Origin of the sequence: Lacipirellula sp. (assembly GCF_965279485.1) — a bacterium.
Classification (GTDB): domain Bacteria; phylum Planctomycetota; class Planctomycetia; order Pirellulales; family Lacipirellulaceae; genus Lacipirellula.
Window position 1 is genome coordinate 4,263,091 of sequence record NZ_CBDIIC010000002.1, and the last position, 17,618, is coordinate 4,280,708.

Annotated in this window: 8 protein-coding genes; 5 read left to right on the forward strand and 3 right to left on the reverse strand. The window is 64.0% G+C overall.

Annotation, left to right across the window (positions count from 1 at the left end; all coding sequences use genetic code 11):
- Window positions 1-85 precede the first annotated feature (85 nt).
- Both ACQY7R_RS24615 and ACQY7R_RS24620 read left to right on the forward strand, forming a co-directional pair.
- A complete protein-coding gene (locus ACQY7R_RS24615) occupies window positions 86-1,864 on the forward strand; it encodes a response regulator (RefSeq protein WP_428308200.1) in 1,779 nt (592 codons plus the stop codon).
- A 122-nt stretch (window positions 1,865-1,986) separates the two neighbouring features.
- Window positions 1,987-3,156 carry a metallophosphoesterase gene (locus tag ACQY7R_RS24620; RefSeq protein ID WP_428308201.1) on the forward strand — a complete coding sequence of 390 codons (1,170 nt, stop codon included), beginning with the start codon at window positions 1,987-1,989 and terminating at the stop codon, window positions 3,154-3,156.
- A 27-nt stretch (window positions 3,157-3,183) separates the two neighbouring features.
- Here ACQY7R_RS24620 and ACQY7R_RS24625 read toward each other — a convergent pair whose 3' ends face one another.
- On the reverse strand, window positions 3,184-3,888 hold the full coding sequence (locus ACQY7R_RS24625) for a hypothetical protein (protein WP_428308202.1): 705 nt from the start codon (window positions 3,886-3,888) through the stop codon (window positions 3,184-3,186).
- Window positions 3,889-4,319: 431 nt separating this feature from the next.
- On the opposite strand from ACQY7R_RS24625, the gene ACQY7R_RS24630 reads away from it, so the two are divergent.
- From ACQY7R_RS24630 to ACQY7R_RS24640, 3 genes are all read left to right on the forward strand, one after another.
- Complete coding sequence (locus ACQY7R_RS24630; protein ID WP_428308203.1) at window positions 4,320-5,108, forward strand: inositol monophosphatase family protein; 789 nt, start codon at window positions 4,320-4,322, stop codon at window positions 5,106-5,108.
- Between the two features lie 302 nt (window positions 5,109-5,410).
- Entirely contained in the window at window positions 5,411-8,875 is a 3,465-nt protein-coding gene (locus ACQY7R_RS24635) for a hypothetical protein (RefSeq protein ID WP_428308204.1), read from the forward strand.
- On the forward strand, window positions 8,872-15,534 hold the full coding sequence (locus tag ACQY7R_RS24640) for a hypothetical protein (RefSeq protein ID WP_428308205.1): 6,663 nt from the start codon (window positions 8,872-8,874) through the stop codon (window positions 15,532-15,534). The genes ACQY7R_RS24635 and ACQY7R_RS24640 overlap by 4 nt, the downstream gene beginning before the upstream one ends.
- A gap of 38 nt (window positions 15,535-15,572) precedes the next feature.
- Here ACQY7R_RS24640 and ACQY7R_RS24645 read toward each other — a convergent pair whose 3' ends face one another.
- Window positions 15,573-15,848, reverse strand: a complete 276-nt coding sequence (locus ACQY7R_RS24645; protein ID WP_428308206.1) for a hypothetical protein — start codon at window positions 15,846-15,848, stop codon at window positions 15,573-15,575.
- 203 nt (window positions 15,849-16,051) lie between these two features.
- Window positions 16,052-17,293: an NAD(P)/FAD-dependent oxidoreductase gene (locus ACQY7R_RS24650; RefSeq protein WP_428308207.1), complete on the reverse strand. Its 1,242-nt coding sequence runs from the start codon at window positions 17,291-17,293 to the stop codon at window positions 16,052-16,054.
- Window positions 17,294-17,618: the final 325 nt, after the last annotated feature.

The following is a 17,618-nucleotide window of genomic DNA, read 5'->3' on the forward strand; positions in this document are numbered from 1 at the left end:
AGTTAAACCGGCGAGTTTTTCCCACCCCCGCACCTCGCCGCTGGTTCGCAGCATCCACGAGACGCCCCTTCCTTGGATTAGCGTGGTGTTTGAACCTCAAGCGTCGAAAAGCTCGGCGTCCACCAACGCCGCAGCCACAGAGCGGACGAAGATTCTCTATCTCGGCGGCGCCCAAGATGCGCAGCTGCATCTCCAAGAGCGGCTTGGAGACGATGTAGAAATCGTACCTCTCGACTCCACCCTCAAGGCTCTCGCCTTGATGGGCCGAGGAGACTACGCCGGCGTTTTCGTCGACGCCGACCACTTTTCCGAGGCGAGCGACGTCGGCCGCCTCCTGCAGAACGACCGCATCCTTCAGGGAATGCCCGACGGCGTCGTGCTGCTCGATTCCGAAAATTGCGTTGTCTGGGGCAATGGCCGCCTCAGCGAGTGGACCAAACGGAACGGCGTTCTGGGGCAGAACTTTTACCAGGTTCTCGGCAGCCCGGAGATTTTGGGGCCCGACTTCTGTCCCTTCCACACGGCGTTGTCGACGCGGAAGTCGAGTGCCTCGGTCCTCCGCTGTAATGACAACCGCTACTACCGGCTTCACGCGGCGCCTTTGCTCGACTCGAGCGAGGCGCCGACTCATTTGGTAGTTACGGTACACGACGTCACCGCCGAGATGCTGCAGCAGCAGAAGCTCGAAGCGATCCACCAGGCCGGCAACGAACTCGGCGACTTGGCCCCCGACGACGTCGCCGATCTCGACTACAACGAGCGCGTCGCCCTGCTCAAAGAAAATATCCTTCATTGCATGAAGGACGTGCTCCATCTCGACGTCATCGAGATCCGGATGCTTGACCAGGAAACGGGCGACCTCAAGCCGCTGATGGCGGTTGGTATGGAACCCGAGGCTGCCGTCCGCCAGTTGGAAGCCTCCGAAGAAGGCAACGGCGTTACTGGTTACGTCGCCTCCACCGGCAAAAGCTACATTTGTGGCAACGCGACGGAAGACCCCCTCTATCTCGAAGGGTGTAAAGGCGGCCGCAGCTCTCTCACCGTGCCGCTGCTGCTGCAAGAACAGGTTATCGGTACGCTCAACGTTGAAAGCCCGGAAAGCGACGCCTTCGACGACAGCGATCAGCAGTTCCTCGAGATTTTCGCCCGCAACGTGGCGATGGCGCTCAACACGCTGGAATTGCTCGCTGCGGAGAAGGCCGCCGTCGCCGCCGCCAGCGTTGAAGCGATTCACGCCGCCGTTGCCCTGCCGGTCGACGACATCCTGAACGACGCCGTGAACATCATGGAGCGTTCTGCCAACATCGACCCCGAAATCGCTTCCCGCCTGCAGCACATCCTGCGGAATGCTCGCGACATCAAACGCGTGATCCAGAAGGTCGGCCAAAACATGGCGCCGGCCCAGGCCCATCCGACCCTCGGAGCGGAGACCCGCCCGCTGCTCGCCGGCCGTCGCATTCTGGTCGTCGACGCCGACGAGGCCGTTCGCTCGTCCGCCCACGAGTTGCTTGACCGTTACCACTGCTTTATCGAGACCGCCCACGACGGCGCCGAAGCCCGCTCGATGGTGCGTAACGTCGCCCCCGAGAAGTACGACGTTATCATCTCCGATATTCGCCTCCCTGACATGAGCGGGTACGAGTTGCTGCTCAAGTTGCGGGAAGTGACCGATCACGTCCCGCTCGTGCTGATGACCGGCTTCGGCTACGATCGCGACCACACGATCGTCAAAGCCCGCCGCGAAGGGTTGAAGTTCGTCTTGTACAAGCCGTTCCGCCTCGACCAGCTGGTCTCGGCGATCGAACACACGATCGAAGAGCAGCAGAAGCAGGGCCCTCCGGACGTTCTGCTTGCGGACGACTAATTGCTGCGATTGGCTCCCCGCGAATCGCTTTTTCGCCTGCGCCAGCCGGCATATAGCGGCTACCCAGAGAATGCTATAGTTTGGGCACGCCGAACTTCATTCACCCTTAGCCGCATCCGCTCATGACTGCCGTTCTCGTCTGGACCGGACTGGTCGTCGCTGGGTTGGGGCATGCGCTGCTCTGGCTCGGCGTCGCGAACCGGCTGCACGGGTATGGCTTCCCGCGACCGCTGGTCAAAGCGATCGTGCCGCTCGCGGGGATCGGCGGCATCACGATCATTGTGCTCGTGGTTCAACGATTTTTGCAGCGGGGCGACGCGACGTTCAACCCATTCGCCGTCCGCGACGCTGTTGGCGTCTACGTCTGGATTTGTGCGACGATCGGCGCCGGGGCGTTTGTTGTGAAGCCGTGGGTCGAAGCACAGCGTTACGATCGAACTGTTCTTCGCAACTGGACGGCCGATCGCCGCGACGTGGTCAAAGCCCTCGGTCGGGCTCCGCTCCATTCGCTGAAGTCTCGGTTGCTCGCGGCGCTACCGTTCAATGAAGCGATGTCGCTCTCAATCGATCGTAAGAAGCTGGCGATTCCCCGTTTGCCGGCTGAGCTGGAGGGCCTGACGATTGTCCACCTCAGCGATCTCCACATGACAGGCGACGTGGGGCAAGAGTTCTTCGATTACATGGTGCGGCAGGTGAACGACTTGCGGCCCGATGTGATCGCCATTACGGGCGACATCATCGAAGAGCACGCGTGCTACCAGTGGATTCACGAATCGCTGGCAAAGCTGTGCGCTCCGCTCGGGGTCTACTTTGTCCTCGGAAATCATGATGTCTTCATCGACGTTCGCCGTACGCTCGAAGAACTGAAGCACGCGGGCCTAATTCACGTCGGCGCCCGGCCGATTCGAGCGGACTGGAACGGCGTCCCCGTGACGATGCTAGGGAACGAAGCCCCGTGGCTGCCGGGGCCGAAGGTAGGCGAGTTGCCGGCCCGTCGCGCAGGGGTGGAGGAATTCCGACTCGCGCTGGTCCACTCGCCCGATCGGATCGCCTGGGGGCGGCAAGTCGACGCCGACCTCGTGCTCGCGGGGCATACGCACGGGGGGCAGATTCAGCTGCCGATTCTTGGCGTCGTCGCGAGCCCGAGTATCCACGGCGCCCGGTACGCCTGCGGCGTCTTTCGCCGCGGCGACACAGTGCTGCACGTCAGCCGCGGCGTCAGCGGCGAGACGCCGTTGCGTTGGCGCTGCCCGCCTGAGATCGCGCTGCTGGAGCTGACGGCGATGAAGTAGGCTATCGTTGCTTCCTCGAACTCGCGTTTAAGCAGTGAGTGCGGGCTCTTCCGCCGTGAGTTGCGCACGTAGCTTCGCAAGTTCACTCCGCGCATCGCCGCTGCTAAAAATGCCGCGGACCTGCAGCCGGCGGATGACGCCCTTTTCCATGAACTGCGGCCCAAAGTTCCAGAGCGCTCCGCTGAATTGCGGATCGCTCGGCGCCGCAGCGGAGGTGAAGTCTCCAGGGCGCGTGGATTCGAGATACGCTACGCCCGAGTCGTTCGAGCACGACAGTCCTTCGCCAAGGATCGCGGCCCCTCGGCTGAATGCCGAAGAACAAACAGTGACGCGCGGGTGGGCTTCCCATAGTGGCGTCTGTACCGAGCAGATCAAATCGAGCGTCGGCGTCCCATCTGCCGCATCGATCGTGCGCCAGTAGAGTTGCAGGTTAAACGGCTGCTCACACGGCTCCCGATAGGTCGCGACTAAATCGCGTCCGCGGATATACGCATCGGCAATCGTCCAAGGTTCATCGAGCGATGTGCCGCGCGTCTCCGACGACGTGACGTCGACGCCCATGAGCGCGCCGACGATCGCCGCCCCGTCGACGCGAATCGCCGTCAGCCCGCGCGCGGGCTGCGTTAGGTCGATCATGCCGACGAGTCGCCCTGTGTGGAGAATGGCGCGATGGCCGTCGAGTTCCCAAAAGTCTGAACGCGTCGCGCCGCCGCTTTGCAAAGTCTCCGCCATCGCCTGCTCCGGGCCGATTGGATTAGTTGGATTCGTCGCCACTCATTTTGCGACTCCCCTTCCCCAACGCGAGGGCCCGCGCGGCGCGAGACCAAAAAAAACCCCGCCGTTTCACCGAAGTGAAGCGACGGGGCCGGAACAGAGAAGAGGCCGGTTGTCTGTTGTGGGGGGATAAAGAAGATCAGTCAATTGCCTATCGCATCACTGCGAATGGTTATGCTGAACAGACTTCCAACCACATCCTCCTCGTTCACTGTGATCATACCCGGTCCAATACTCATGTCCAGCTTTTTGTCGCGAGACTCCGCAGGAATTTTTCGGGAGACCGCACGAGATTCGCTATAAATAATCGCTACTTCCTAACCCGTAAGGTTTTGCGTCAAAATAGGTATCCCGACCGTCAAGTCTTGCCAACAGGTGCATTTCCGCCGATGAACGCCGCGAACCCCACCCCCGCCGAATTGTTGGCCGTCTGCGAACTCGCCGCCCGCGCCGGCGCCGAGCAACTCATCGCCTGGCGCGGCCGATTCAAAACCCGCGAGAAAGCCCCCCGCGATCTCGTCACCGACGCCGATTACGCCTCGGAAAAGGCCGTGCGGGCCGTGATTGCCGAGCATTTTCCGGATCACGGGATCCTCGGCGAGGAAGCCCCCGTGATGGAGCAACTCGATCGACCCTACTGCTGGGTCGTCGATCCGCTCGACGGGACGATCAACTACGCCCATGGCCTCCCCTACTACGGCGTCTCGGTGGCGGTCGCCAGTGGTGGAAAGCTTTTGGCTGGCGTGGTTTACGACCCCGAGCGAAACGAATCGTTCGCGGCCAGTTTGGGTGGCGGAGCCCGGCTCAACGGGGAGTCGATGAGCACCAGTTCCGCCCTAACGGTCGAAGAATCGCTCGTAGCGGTCAGCTTCCCGCCGCGGCTTGATGATATTTCGCTCGATCTGCGGGCGTTTATGCAGGTGGGGCCCCTCTGCCAGGCGATGCGGCGCACTGGTTCGGCGGCCTTAAACCTCGCCTACGTCGCCTGCGGCCGACTTGACGCCCACTGGGCCCATGAAATCCACCCGTGGGATGCGGCCGCGGGGGTGCTGTTGGTGAGCGAAGCCGGTGGAGCGGTCACCGCAACCGATGGCCGGCCGTTTGATCTGGTCCGGGCCGATTACCTGGCCGCCTCTTCGACCCCACTGCACCAACAGTTGCTGCCGCTCATCGGTTAGTAAAACGCCGCAACCTGTTTCAATGGAATCGCTTACATCTGGCCGGTCTAAGGCGCCAGCGACGCCTTGCACGGCCCGTCGCAGCCGGCGCAATCGGCGGCAGACGTCGATTTTCTCGACATTTTGCGGCCCACCGCCGCAAAGGCGAACGCTTTTACCTGGCTAGCTGCTGCCTACAATGGAGGGACGCTCCCCTCTTTTCGCGTCGCTCGGCTGCCGCTTCCCAAACTGCGACACTCTTTTCGCCGTAGAATAGCCAGCTGCCGCCCTTTTCGCCTTTGTCCCTGAACGGTCGCTTCGACGTGCCCTGGTTACGCATACTCCTGGCAGCATTCGTGCTAGCAGTCGGTTCGTTGCCGCTGCGCGCGCAGGATGCAGTTCCAGAAACGACGCCAGCCGTTGTTGACGCTGACCCGCCGCCGGTTGCCGCGGCTCCTCCAGTTGCCGCTCCGGCTGCCGTGACCGTCCTTCCGACGACTCCATCTCCCAGCGCCTCGGGCCCCGACGTTTTCTTCCTTCCCGACGCGAACGGGAATCTCCGCCGCGTCCTCGGTTATCGCTACGAAGATTTCTTCCAATCGTGGCGGGCCGCCCAGAGCCAGCAAGACGAAGTGCGCCAGCCAGAGTTCGCGCTCCTCGACCTCCGTGCCGACGCGACGGCCGAAGAAGACTTCGTTGCCATCAAGCTGAAGATCGAGGTTGAGATCCAGTCGAACGATTGGGTTGAAGTGCCGCTGCAACTTGGCACGCTAATCATCGACAAGTGGAAGCTCGTCGGCGATGACTCGCGCGACTTCATCTTGTTCGACCCCGTACGCCAAAGCTACGTCGCCTGGATCCAAGGGAAACCGGGCGACCGCCGTGATATCGAGCTCACCGGCAAGCTCATCATGCAGCGCGACGGCGACAGCCGCCAACTGGAGGTTGAACTCCCCACCGCGGCGACGTCGCACGTCGACTTCACTTCGTCGGGCGAAGTGGAGATCGAAGCGCCGAAGCTGGCCGTTCATTCCACTGTCACTGCCGACGACGGCCGCTACACTTCGCAGATTGAAGGAGCTAAAGGCCGGCTCGCTTTGCGCTGGGGCCCGCGCGTCGTCGAGCAATTCGATCGCGCCGCCACGCTGAGCGCCGGCGTCGACGCCACGGCAACGATCGACCCGGGCCGCATCACCTACGAAGCGGTCGTCGCGCTCCGCAGCTTCGGCGAACCGCTCGACCGCGTCCGCATCCGCTTGCCACGCGGGGCCGCAGCCGCTTCGCTTCCTGCCGGCGCTGGCTACGAACTAATTCCGATCGCGTCGACCACTGGTCGGCATGGCTCATCGCTGGTAGAGGTCCGCTTCGACCAGCCCTCCGCCACTCCGCCGCCAGTGCGGCTGGTCGCGGAGCAAACTGGCGGCGCCGACGCGACAGCCCCCATGACCGCGACTCCGTTCGAGGTGGTCGGCGCGTTTCGTCAGCGGAATCAGCTCGCGATTCGCATCAACGAAACCCTTCACGCCGACTTTCATAGCGAGGGGCGGATCGAACAGATCGATCCGTTGGAGCTCCCAGAGAACTTGCGAACGCCCGCGCCGCTTGCCGCCTTCTCCGGCGCCGGCGCTGATTGGGAACTGTCGATCAGCACGCAACCGCGGCAACGGAAGGTGCGCGTCACGCCGACGTATGCGATGAACCTCGGCAGCCATGGCGCTACGCTCGATGTGACGCTCGACTACCAGTTCCTCGGCGGTCGCACGTTCGAACTGCGGGCCGATTTGCGCGGCTGGGAACTCACCGAGCAGCCTATCGAATCGGGAGGCGTCATCGATCTCATCGAGCAGCATGTGACGCCCGCTGGCGTGTTGGTGCTGCCGCTGAAAGAGTCCGATCTCCAGCAGACGCGAGTCCGCTTCACCCTCCGCCGCGAAGCGGGCTTGGGACTGCACGATTTGCCGCTGCCGCAACTCCTAGAGGCCTATACGCTTCCGGGCCTGTTGTCGGTAACCTGCGACGACGCTTGGCGGTCGACCGTGCAGGTCGATAATTCCAATGGCATCAGCCCCGCGGAATCGAATGGAGCATCTGGCGGAGCGACCGCGCCTGCTGCGACTTTAGCGGGTGCAACAACGCCTGCCGGCGATCCTAACGCAGCTGTGCCGCCCGCGCCTGCCGCCCGCCGCGACGCCGCCGCCCGCCGCTTCCAAACGTTCGTCGATCGGCCGCGCGTCGCCATCGACGTCAGTGAGCGCGAGCAATCGATCGCCGTTGATTCAACGATCGAGGGGAAGCTCGCCGACGGTCGCTTGGAGGTCGAACAGCGCCTCCGTTACGACATCGCTTTCCAACCAACGAGCGAGCTGACCGCGACAATCCCAGTGGCCTTGTCGTCGAATCCCGCGTTTCAGCTTCTGCTCGACGGTCAGCCGCTGGAGGCGACGGCCTTCGAGGTTCAGCCGCTTTCCGCAACCGCGGCGGCGATGGAACTCAATCGCCGGCTCGTCGTGCGACTCCCGCGACCGACCGTGGGTCGAACTGTCGTGCAATTGCGTTCGATCTACGCGATCGACGAATCGCAACAAGCGGGTCGTGCAAAAATCACGTTGCCGCTAGCCATCCCGGCGTTGCCCGCTGCCACTCGTGCGAACATCGTCTCACCGGCCGGGCAGGCGCGGATCGCCCTGTGGTCCGACGCCGAAACGGAGCCATGGCGCGCCATCGCACCCGATTCGACCGGCGTGGGCGTCGACCTGCAACCGGCGCTGCTGCAGGCCTCCGCTGCGAAACCTGTCGGCGAACTCTCGCTGCGATTGGAACCTTCGCTTGGCGCGACGCCGGCTGAAGTTCGTTGCGACGCCACCTGGGTGCAAACGTGGGTCGTCGGCGGGCAGCGGCAAGATCGTTTTGTCTACCGATTCCGCACGAGCGCCCCGCAGGTCGAACTGGTGCTTCCCGACGACTTTGAAGGCCGCCCGTTGGAAGCGGTGCTCGATGGCCAGGTGATTCCCGCCGATCGCAGCGGCGCCCGGTTGACGGTCGTATTGCCGCAAGGCGACGGTTCGCAGGCGCACACGCTTGAGTTGCGCCGGCACGCTCCTCAGCGGATCGCCGCGACGACTGGTCTTAGTGCGAGCTTCCCGCTGATGGAAAACGTACAAGGGACGCGTCCCTTCTTTTGGCAACTCATCGTGCCGCGCGACATGGCCGTCGTCTCGACTCCCTCCGGCATGAACGGCGAATACAAGCTTGGCTGGCGTGAATGGAGTTGGGGTCGGCAACCGACGCAGGGCCAAGACCAGCTTGAAGAATGGACCAGCGCGACCTCAGCGCCGGAACTTCCCGCATCGACCAACGAGTATCTCTACAGCGCCTTCGATTCGCCTGAGTCCGCCAATGTGCAACTCGTCCGCCGTGCGTGGCTCATTATCGCCGCCGGCGCTGGTGCGCTCGCCGTCGGCTTGGTGGCTCTCTATACGAATCTGGGACGCACTGCGGGCTTCTGGCTTGCCGCCATCATCGCCGCCGTCGCCTCGCTGGCAGCCTACCCCGAAGCCGCCGTCATGCTAGTGCAGGCGATCTTCCTGGGGGGGACGTTCACGATCGTCTCGTTGCTAACTCGCTGGTTGCTGGCCGACGTTCGTATCCGCCGCTCGGCGCCCCCTGCCCCGCCCAGCTCCGTCGCCAGCCTGACGGCGACGCAGCCATGGCTCGGCGAACGCCCCGACGATTCCATCGTCGCGACCACGTCAGGCTCGACGCGCCAAGTCAGCGGGACGTCGCCATGAGCTGCGCGCATCGTTGGTTGCTGCTGACGTTGATCGCGGCGCTCACGGCGTCGTTGCAGCACTCCGCCCGCGCTCAGCCAGCTGTCGGTGCAGCGCCTCACGCTTCCTCAACGACGGCGATCGAGTACCGCCGCGTATTCGTGCCGGCCGATCGCACTGCCGATTGGCCGACCGGCGGCGCTCAGTTCCTGCCCATCGAACGGCAGGAATTCGAGCGGCTTGTCGAGCAGGCCGAGCAGCGACGCCAGTTGGGACGAGTTGGCGGTGCGCAGTTGCAGTCTGTGGAATACACAGCCCGTTTGACGGAGGGGGAAATTCTCACCGGCTCCGCGGCGCTGACGGTGAGGCTGGTCGAGACCAAGACGCCCGCGATCCTCTCGCTCGCGCCTTGGAACGCCGTGCTGCTGCGGGCGCGCTGGCAAGGCGTTGCGGCGGATTCGTCGCCTGCCACGATCGGGTTGTGGACGGCGGCGGTTGGAGTTCCCGCCAAGTACGGCTTGCTCGTCGAACGGAGCGGAGCGGTCGAGATCGATTGGCAAATCGCCGCGGAACGCCAAGTCAACGAACTCGAGTACCTGCTTCAACTCCCCAGTGCCGTCACGCAGCGCCTAACGCTTGAGTTACCCGCAGGCGCCACGCCTGTGCTCTCCACCGGTCAATTGGTCGGGGGCCCGTCGGCAACGCCCGGCGGAAGCCAACGCTGGGTCTTCCAACTTACCGGCGGCGTCGAACATCGTCTCCGTATCAATCGCGCCGTAGCGGCCACTACAACCCTAGCGCTCGATGCAACTAACTCGCTGCCGCTGGCGGCAATGACTGAGGCCTATCACGTTACGCCCGACGGCATCGACTACGAGGGCGAGTTCCGCCTGCAGCAGCGTGGAACTCCGCTCACTGAATTGCGTCTGCAAGTCCCGCCGACGCTCCATATTGCCGAGATCAGCGTTGATCGACAATTGGTCGAGTGGCGGCGCGATCCCGACGACGCTGGCGCGATGGCAATTACGTTACCGGCGCGACCGAGCGGCGTCGCCGAGGCGCCGCTGGTCGTGGCCATTCGCGCCGCGGCTGCTGCGACCTTCGAGTCGTCGTGGCAGCTCCCCAACATCGTGGCGGAGCAAGTTTTTTGGACTGAGGGCACGACGACGCTGTGGATCGATCCGGCGCTTGAGCTGCGTGCCATCGCGCCGCGCGAATGCAGTTTGCTTAATGTCGTTGGCGTCGGCAGCGGCGCTGCCGGCGAGGTCTACCGCCTGCAGTCGTGGTCGTCCGCGGCGGTGGCCGAGGTCGTCATTGGCGACCATCGCGAATCAGAGCATTGCCGCAGCGCGATCACCGCCGAATTCTCTGATCGCGAGATCGTTGCTCGCTGCCGGGCCGTCTTCTGGGCCGAAGCGGGGCGCACGTTTCACGTCGTCGCGCCATTGGCCGTTGATTGGAACATCGAGTCGGTCGAGGGCACGATTGCCGATGGGATCGTGGAGTGGCACGTCGAGGAAGGCGAGCACCGGCATCTCCATTTGCAACTGCGGCGGTCCCCAACTGCCGCCGAGCCGCTGACGATCACGATTTCCGCCCGCAAACCATGGCGGGCCTGGACGCGAATGGCGACGCTCGGCGAACTTGAATTCGTCCGACTTCCAGGTGCGGGCGACGAGCGCTGGCTGCTCGCGAAGGATCGCCGCGGCAATCAGATCGTCCCCGACGCCAAACTCACTGACTCCGTCGCGACGGCGACGGCGTTGCCAATCGACGCCCAACCGCTACTGGGCGACGCCAGCGGCGGCTTATTGCTCCACTTAGACGACGCCGATCCGACGTCACTACTCACTGTCGCCTCAACGGCGGCCCGTTTCGCAGCCGAAGCACGACTCGAACTCACCGCCGCGGCGGCCGGCTATGAGCAGCGAGCGGAGTTCCTCTGTCGACCGCTCGCCGGGGCGCTCGTCGAGTTGCGTCTACTTGCCCAGCGGCCCGTTCCAGCCGACGCGCAGTGGAATCTCGAATCCGGCGAAACGCTCGTCGTCGAGCCGATCGCCAATGCGACGGCGCCTCCGCCTAGCGGCGCCGCGGAAGCGGCGAAGGCACCCGTTCAGTACCGCGTGAGACTTCCACAAGCCCGTACGGCGCCGTTTCGATTCCATGTTGTCTGGCGGAGTTCCGTAGCCGCAGATGCCGCAATAAATCAACTATCGCTCCCCGATGCTGAGAGTTGGCAAGCGTGGGCGATCTTCCGCGGCCGCGCGGAAGCGGTCGAGGTCGATCCCCGCGGCGCCGTGGCGGCTCCGGTGCTGCCGCCCGCAGCCAATGGTCAGTTGCCAGCGCTAGCTTGCCTACGGTTGGGCGACGATCCCACGATGCTGCTTGCCGACGGCCCCGCGTTCACTGCTCGGCCTGCCCCGGCGACTCCCACGCCCGAATCTGCAACAGCGGCCGCGGCGAATCAACTCCAGACGTCCGAAGGGGCTGCGACGCCAACTGATAGCGACGAAGCCGCCGGCGTGATCGCGTGGAGTTGCGACGTACAAACGCAGCAACTCGCCGACGGCACGCAAAGTCATCGCATTGTCTACGAAATCGAGTCGCCGCAACCGACCGACGTCCAGCTCACAGCGCCCGCCGGCGCGGCGTTTGTTTCCGTCGCGGTCGATGGTCACACGCTCGTCGCTTCGCCAACGGCCGGCTCGCGGCGCGTCCGCTTTCAACTTCCAGGCGTTGCCGCTCGCCAATCGCTCGTCGTGCAGTTGGAAAAGAAGATCGCACCGCTCGAGCGTCGCGCTCAAGTTGAGCCAGCATTACCGGTGGCGTCGTTCCCCGTCCTGCGAGGAACCTGGAGTCTGCGTTGGCCGGCCGCCTACAACGCAATAGCCCAAGGCGCCTCCGATGCAGGAGCGGAGCACGCCGACCGGGGCTCTGCGGTTGCGTCAGCAAACGATTGGCTCGCGAGACTGTTCGGCCCCGTATCGGGTCGCGGCGGCGAGCGCTGGTACGACGGCATGCTGTTGGCGCACGTCGACGCCGCCTCGCCGATGATACCTGCCACGTCGACCCGACTCGCCGCACCCGGCGGCTGGACGACACTGACGCAATCCTTCGTCGATCATCCCGCGCCGGTGACGTTACGGCTCATTAGCGGCGAGCAAGCCAACTGGCACGTCGCTTGGCTGACCGCCGCCGTGGCCTCGGCGTGGCTGTGGGCTCGCTCGCGACGGGGCGTCGTCACGCTCGCCGCAGGCGTCGCGGCGATTTGTTTGGTGATTCCAGTGGCGCTCGTCCCGTTGCCGCAGGCGGTGTTTTTGGGCGTTCTCACCGGCGCCGTCGTCCGCCAATCGGTTAGCTTCCTCACGCGGCAGCGTCGTCGCGAGTCCGACCGCTCGCTTCTGGTCCGCGCGGCGGTTCTGCTGCCGTTCGCCTGTGGCTGGCTGGCGCTCGCCGCGCCAAATGCAACGGCCCAGGACGCGATCGATCCTACGCCGCCGCAAGTCTTCTTCCCTGTCGACGCCCAAGGGCAGCCTGTCGGCGAAGACGTGTACGTACCCGCGCCGATGGCCGCCAGCTTATTGCCGACGACGGCCGGCGTCGTCGAACTCGCCACGCTCGTCGATGCTAGTTACCAAGTCGAACTCGCACCGTCGGCAGGGATCAACCAGATCGCCGCCACCCGCGTCGCAATGCGTTTCCGTTGGAAGTCGCGTCGCGCGAATGCGTCCGTCGAACTTCCGCTTCACGCTGCCGATGGTTTGTGGGACCCCGCTCAGTTCCTCCTTGACGGCCAACCAATCACGCCGAGTTGGAACGCTGCAGGAACCGCTGTTGCCTTCACGTTGGGGAAACCGGGCGATCATGAGCTCACGGCACGGCTGACGCCGATCGGAGCATCGCCTTCAGCGGCGCAACTTTCGCGATTGCAGCTCTCCGTGCCCCCGCTGGCAGGCGGTACGCTCGAGGTTCTCCATCCAGCCGGACTGGTGGCCGTACACGCGACCGCCGCGACGCTTGTCACCAGCGAATCGAGCGCCGCACGCACCCTGTTGCGGCTGTCGCCTGCCGAGACTCTCGACCTTGCTTGGCCGGCGCGGCTTCCCAACGATGGTGCGGCCATCGCCGTCGAACAACTCTCTTTGCTGGAAGTCGACCCGGCGACGGCTCGCCTCGACGTTCGGTTACGACTCAGCGGCGAGGGCGCCGTCGATGCGATTCGGCTTCTCGCTTCGCCGCAGTTGAAGCTACTGCCGTTGCCGGAAGGCTCGCCGCTCGAAATTTCGCCTGGCTCGGCGATCGACGCCAATCAGCCGGGACTTGTGGAGCTCCGCTTCCGCGCTGCCGCGACGCTGCCGCAAACCGTCGCGTTGCAATTTCAGTTGCAACGGGCGCTCTCGGTCGGCCGCATCGACTTCCCGTGGGTCGACGTCCTGGGAATGAACATCCGCTCGCGACATTTCGCGGTGATCGCCGATCCGCGGCTTCGCGTCCGCGACAACGCCGCCGCGGGGCTGGCGCCGGTAAGTCCGGCCGAACTCGAACCGTTGTGGGGACCGGTGGTTTCTGCGTCGGCGCTGCAATACGCCGCCTCGGTGGCCAGCCCGCAGTGGTCGCTCGACGTGACGCCGACCCCGCCCCGGTTCTCATCGCGCGAGTCGCTCGAACTCCACTGCGACGAACACGATGTGCGCGTCGTTTACTCAGCGGCGATTGCCGTGCTAAGCGGCGAACTTTTAGCTCACCGCCTCGTCGTCGCGCCTGAGCTGCAGATCGAACAAGTTTCCGCGACGCTCGACGGGGCCGGCGGCGACGTTCCCGTCCGGTGGGCGCGACCTCAGCCCGACCAGTTGCAATTGTTCATGAGCCGTCCGCTTACCGAGCCACACGTCATTCGCGTCGCGGGTCGATTTCATGACATGATCATGGCCACGCCGCCGACGGCTGCAGTCACCGACGCCGGCACGCTTCCCGCGATCGAGCGGCGCGCTCAGATTCCCCGTATCGGCCTGGAAGCCAGCCCGACGGCTCCCATCGATCTACTCCTCTTCCGCGCTAGTGATCTGTTGGTCGACTGGGCGGAACAAGCGCCGCCGCCAAAACTGACGCCCGCGCCAGTCGATTCGAACCAAGGCTTGCTCGTCGGCCAGTACACGCTAGTGCGCGGAGTCGCGGCGCTTCCTGAACTCGTCATCAGCCCTAACAACGCCGAGTTCGACGCCGATGCGCTGCTGACGCTCGAACTCGATCCCGCCGAAACCGTAGCCGAATGCCGCCTGCAAGGCGAGGCGAGCCGCGGCTTGGTCGATACGATCGAATTGATCGTCGGCAAAAATTGGCGTGGTCCTTTTACAGCTGATCAAGGGGGGCGCGTCCTGGTACGAGATCTGCCGGCCGACCCCGATCGACAATTGCTAGAGGTGCGCTTGCCCGCCCCGGTTGCGGCAGGTGAATCATTCGCGGTGCGCGTTCGAGGTCCTGTGTCGCTCGAGACAGATCAACGCATCCGTTTTCCCTCCTTCCGCATCGCAAACGCCAAGCAGCAACAAGCGTTTCTCGTGCTCCCTCCCACCGCTGGCAATCTGACCGCCGAATGGACGCTCCGCGGGCTTCAGCCGCAGCGGTTGCCGAAGCAGCTCGCCGCGACGCTGGGCGGCGAGAAACCGCCGCAAGCCTATTGCGTCTTGCGCGAGCGATTTATTGCTGAGCAGCGCGTCTTCCCCGATGCGATGCGCGTAGCCGCGTATCGCTTGGCAGAGAATCACATCGAAATCGACGCCGCGGGCCACGCGGTGGCGCAATCGCAACTGATTGTCCAAGCGGGCGGCGGCGACGTTTGCCGCATCACGCTACCCGCGGGCGCCAAGTTGGAGTACGCCTCCGTCGACGGCGTCCCACAAGCGGCGCCAACTGTTGCCGACGGCGTTTGGCAAGCGCCTGCCGGTTCCAGATTTTTGCCGCGAGTTTTCTTGCTGAGCTACCGCTTGCCGCGGGTGCGAACAACGGCGCCGCGCCATTTCCCCGTCCCGCAAGTCGCCGTCGATGGCCGTACGTTCGCGCCGCAGCGATCCTTGTGGCAAGTCGTCGATGGCCGCTCAATCGAATCGACGAGCGCCGCCAAACCGCTCGCCGCCGCCGACTTTGCCGATGAAGCTCGTCGTGGTCAGATCGAAGCTTTCCTCGACGCTTACCCATTGGCGTCGCAACTCGCGGAATGGGAACTGCGACTCTGGCGGCAGCCCTGGTTCGATCGTTTAGCCGACGCCGGTGCGAACGACCCCGAGGCCTGGACGCGGCTCCGTGAACGCTTCGACAAACGGCCGGCCGCCGCTGAAGAGTCCGCCAAGTCAACCGACTCGCGCGCGCTTTGGTCGAACGAATCGCTCGGCGCAAGCTACTTTCAGGGCGATGATGAGGGCGCGTTGGAGCTTGCCCCGCAGCGCGAGCCGCTTCCCTTCTTCCGTTGGTTCGGCGCCTTCGCGCTCGTCGCCGCCATTGGCTTCGTCTGGCGGCACCCGGTTGCCACGCAAACAATCTCGCTGCCGGTGCGTCGCTGGCCCTACGCCGCCGTTGCCGCCGCGGGCGTCCTCTGGTGGTGGTATCTCACGCCGGCCCTCCCGGGCCTTGCAATCACCGCCGTCGCCGTGATCGCGTATTGGAAGTCGCGCCAGGCGCTGTGATCGAAGCAGCTTTTTTCAGCTTGCGATGCGACTTTCTTTCAGCGGATACGAATGCCGCACATATGCAAGGTCAGCGTCAATGCGAACCACACTAGAAACAGCGATCCAAGGCCGCCAACGCTCACGCACCACCAGGCCCGCCATTTTCCATAGAGCATGCCGTCGGCGCGGCGAATTGCCCGCAGCGCGTCGATGCCGATGATGAGAGAGTAAAGTGAGCCGATTCCGCACAGCCAGACGTTTGAAAAAATCACGCCGCGATGGAGCCGTGCACTTATTCGTTGTTGCTCGGCCAGGAGTTCAGTATCTGTCATCGCCCGCCGATTAGCTTGGTGTGATTAAGTAGCTAAGCAGTAGTCAGAATGTCGCGGTGCGAGTATCTGCAGCCTTCCGCGAACATATAAATTTTACGCCAGTGTCGCTATTTAACCAAATGGATACGGCGTTGTCTACTTAATGTTAGCGAGCGTCATGCTTCGCCAATATCGGACTGGTCGCTTCAGCGACCAGTAGCGTTTCAAGATTGATAGGCCGGCGGCCGCTGCACCACCGGCGCCGCCGCTTCCAGAATCGCCCGCCGATCGCCGTTCCGCGGCGGATAGATCCGCTCGCAATTGATCGTCCGCTTCGTCGCCTTCGCCATGGCGCCGACTGCGACGACATGCCGATCCCACCCTTCGGTGTAGAGCGCCCCCCAGGGCCCCAGGTCGAGCACGGTCACATACCAATCGATCCGCAGCGGCAACATCGGCAGGCCGAGCAAGTCGCACACGACGTTATGCCCAGCGAACCGCCCCATCGGCCGGCCATGTTGGCACGACATCACCGAGGCGTGCTGTTCATCCATCATCGCCACCGCCGAGTCGCCGGCAGCGAACACGTGCGGCATGTCCTTCACTTGCAGGAACTCGTCGACCGGCAGCCGACCGAGTCGATCGCGTTCGACAGGAAAAAGTTCGGTGAGTTGATTGGCCCGCATCCCCGCGCACCACACGATCGTTCCCGCAGGAATGAGCTCGCCCGATTCGAGCGTCGCCCCGGCGGCGCTTAATGCAGTCACGCGCACCCCAGTCCGCGTCTCGACGCCCACTGCGGCGAGCGCCTCTGAGATTACCGGCTGCGCCGCCGCCCCCATGTCCGACCCAATGTGATTTCCATGATCCGCCAAAATCACACGCACTTCCCCGCCCTGCCCGCCGCTCGCCTCACGCAACGCCTGCAACCGCCCAGGAAGCTCCGCCGCCGCCTCAATCCCCGTCAGCCCCGCCCCCACGACCAACACCGTCCAGCACTCAATCCCCTCTCTCGGACTGGCCGCTTCAGCGGCCAGTTGCCTTAGGTGCGACTCAAGTCGCGCCGCCCCCCCATACGTATCAATATCAAACGCAAACTCCGCAAACCCCGGCAACGGCCGCCTTACCAACTCGCTCCCGAGCGCGAACACCAGCCGATCGTACTCCAGCGTCACCACTCTGCCGGGGCTCTGCACGTCGACCGCCTGTCGTGCAAAGTCAATCGCCCGCACCTCGCCCTCGACGAGCCGCACGCCAATCGGATCGAGCACCTCGCGCAGCTGCACTCGCGTCGCCGCCAAGTCAGCCTCGTAGTTGCGAACGCGAATGCTGTGGTACGCATCGCGATTGACGAGCGTCACCTCGACGTCCTTGCCGCCGATGCCAAGCTCATCCAGCTTTCGCGCCGCTCCGGCCGCGCTCCATAGTCCCGCGAAGCCGCCGCCCAACACCAAAATTCGTCGCATGGAGACTCCAAGCTCAGCCAGTGTGCTCATTGACGCGACCGCCCGTCACGTCGTTTCGATGTTTCTTTGCCAATTCGCCGGAGAGTTTGTCTTAGAAACCAAAACGGCCAAACTTACCACTCGAAAACGGCCACTCAATCTGTAATGCTCAGGGTGTGTGATTGTTGCATACACGAGCGGGCGCTCGAAACGTTGCCCTGTGCGCGTGCGGCGGGGCAAGCGTCACTGCAAGTTGTCGTTCTGACGTATTTTACGAATGGTAGGCGACAAAATCTTGCGTCACGTACTCCCAACGCAGGCGCCTGCTTCTGTAACAAGTTACAAC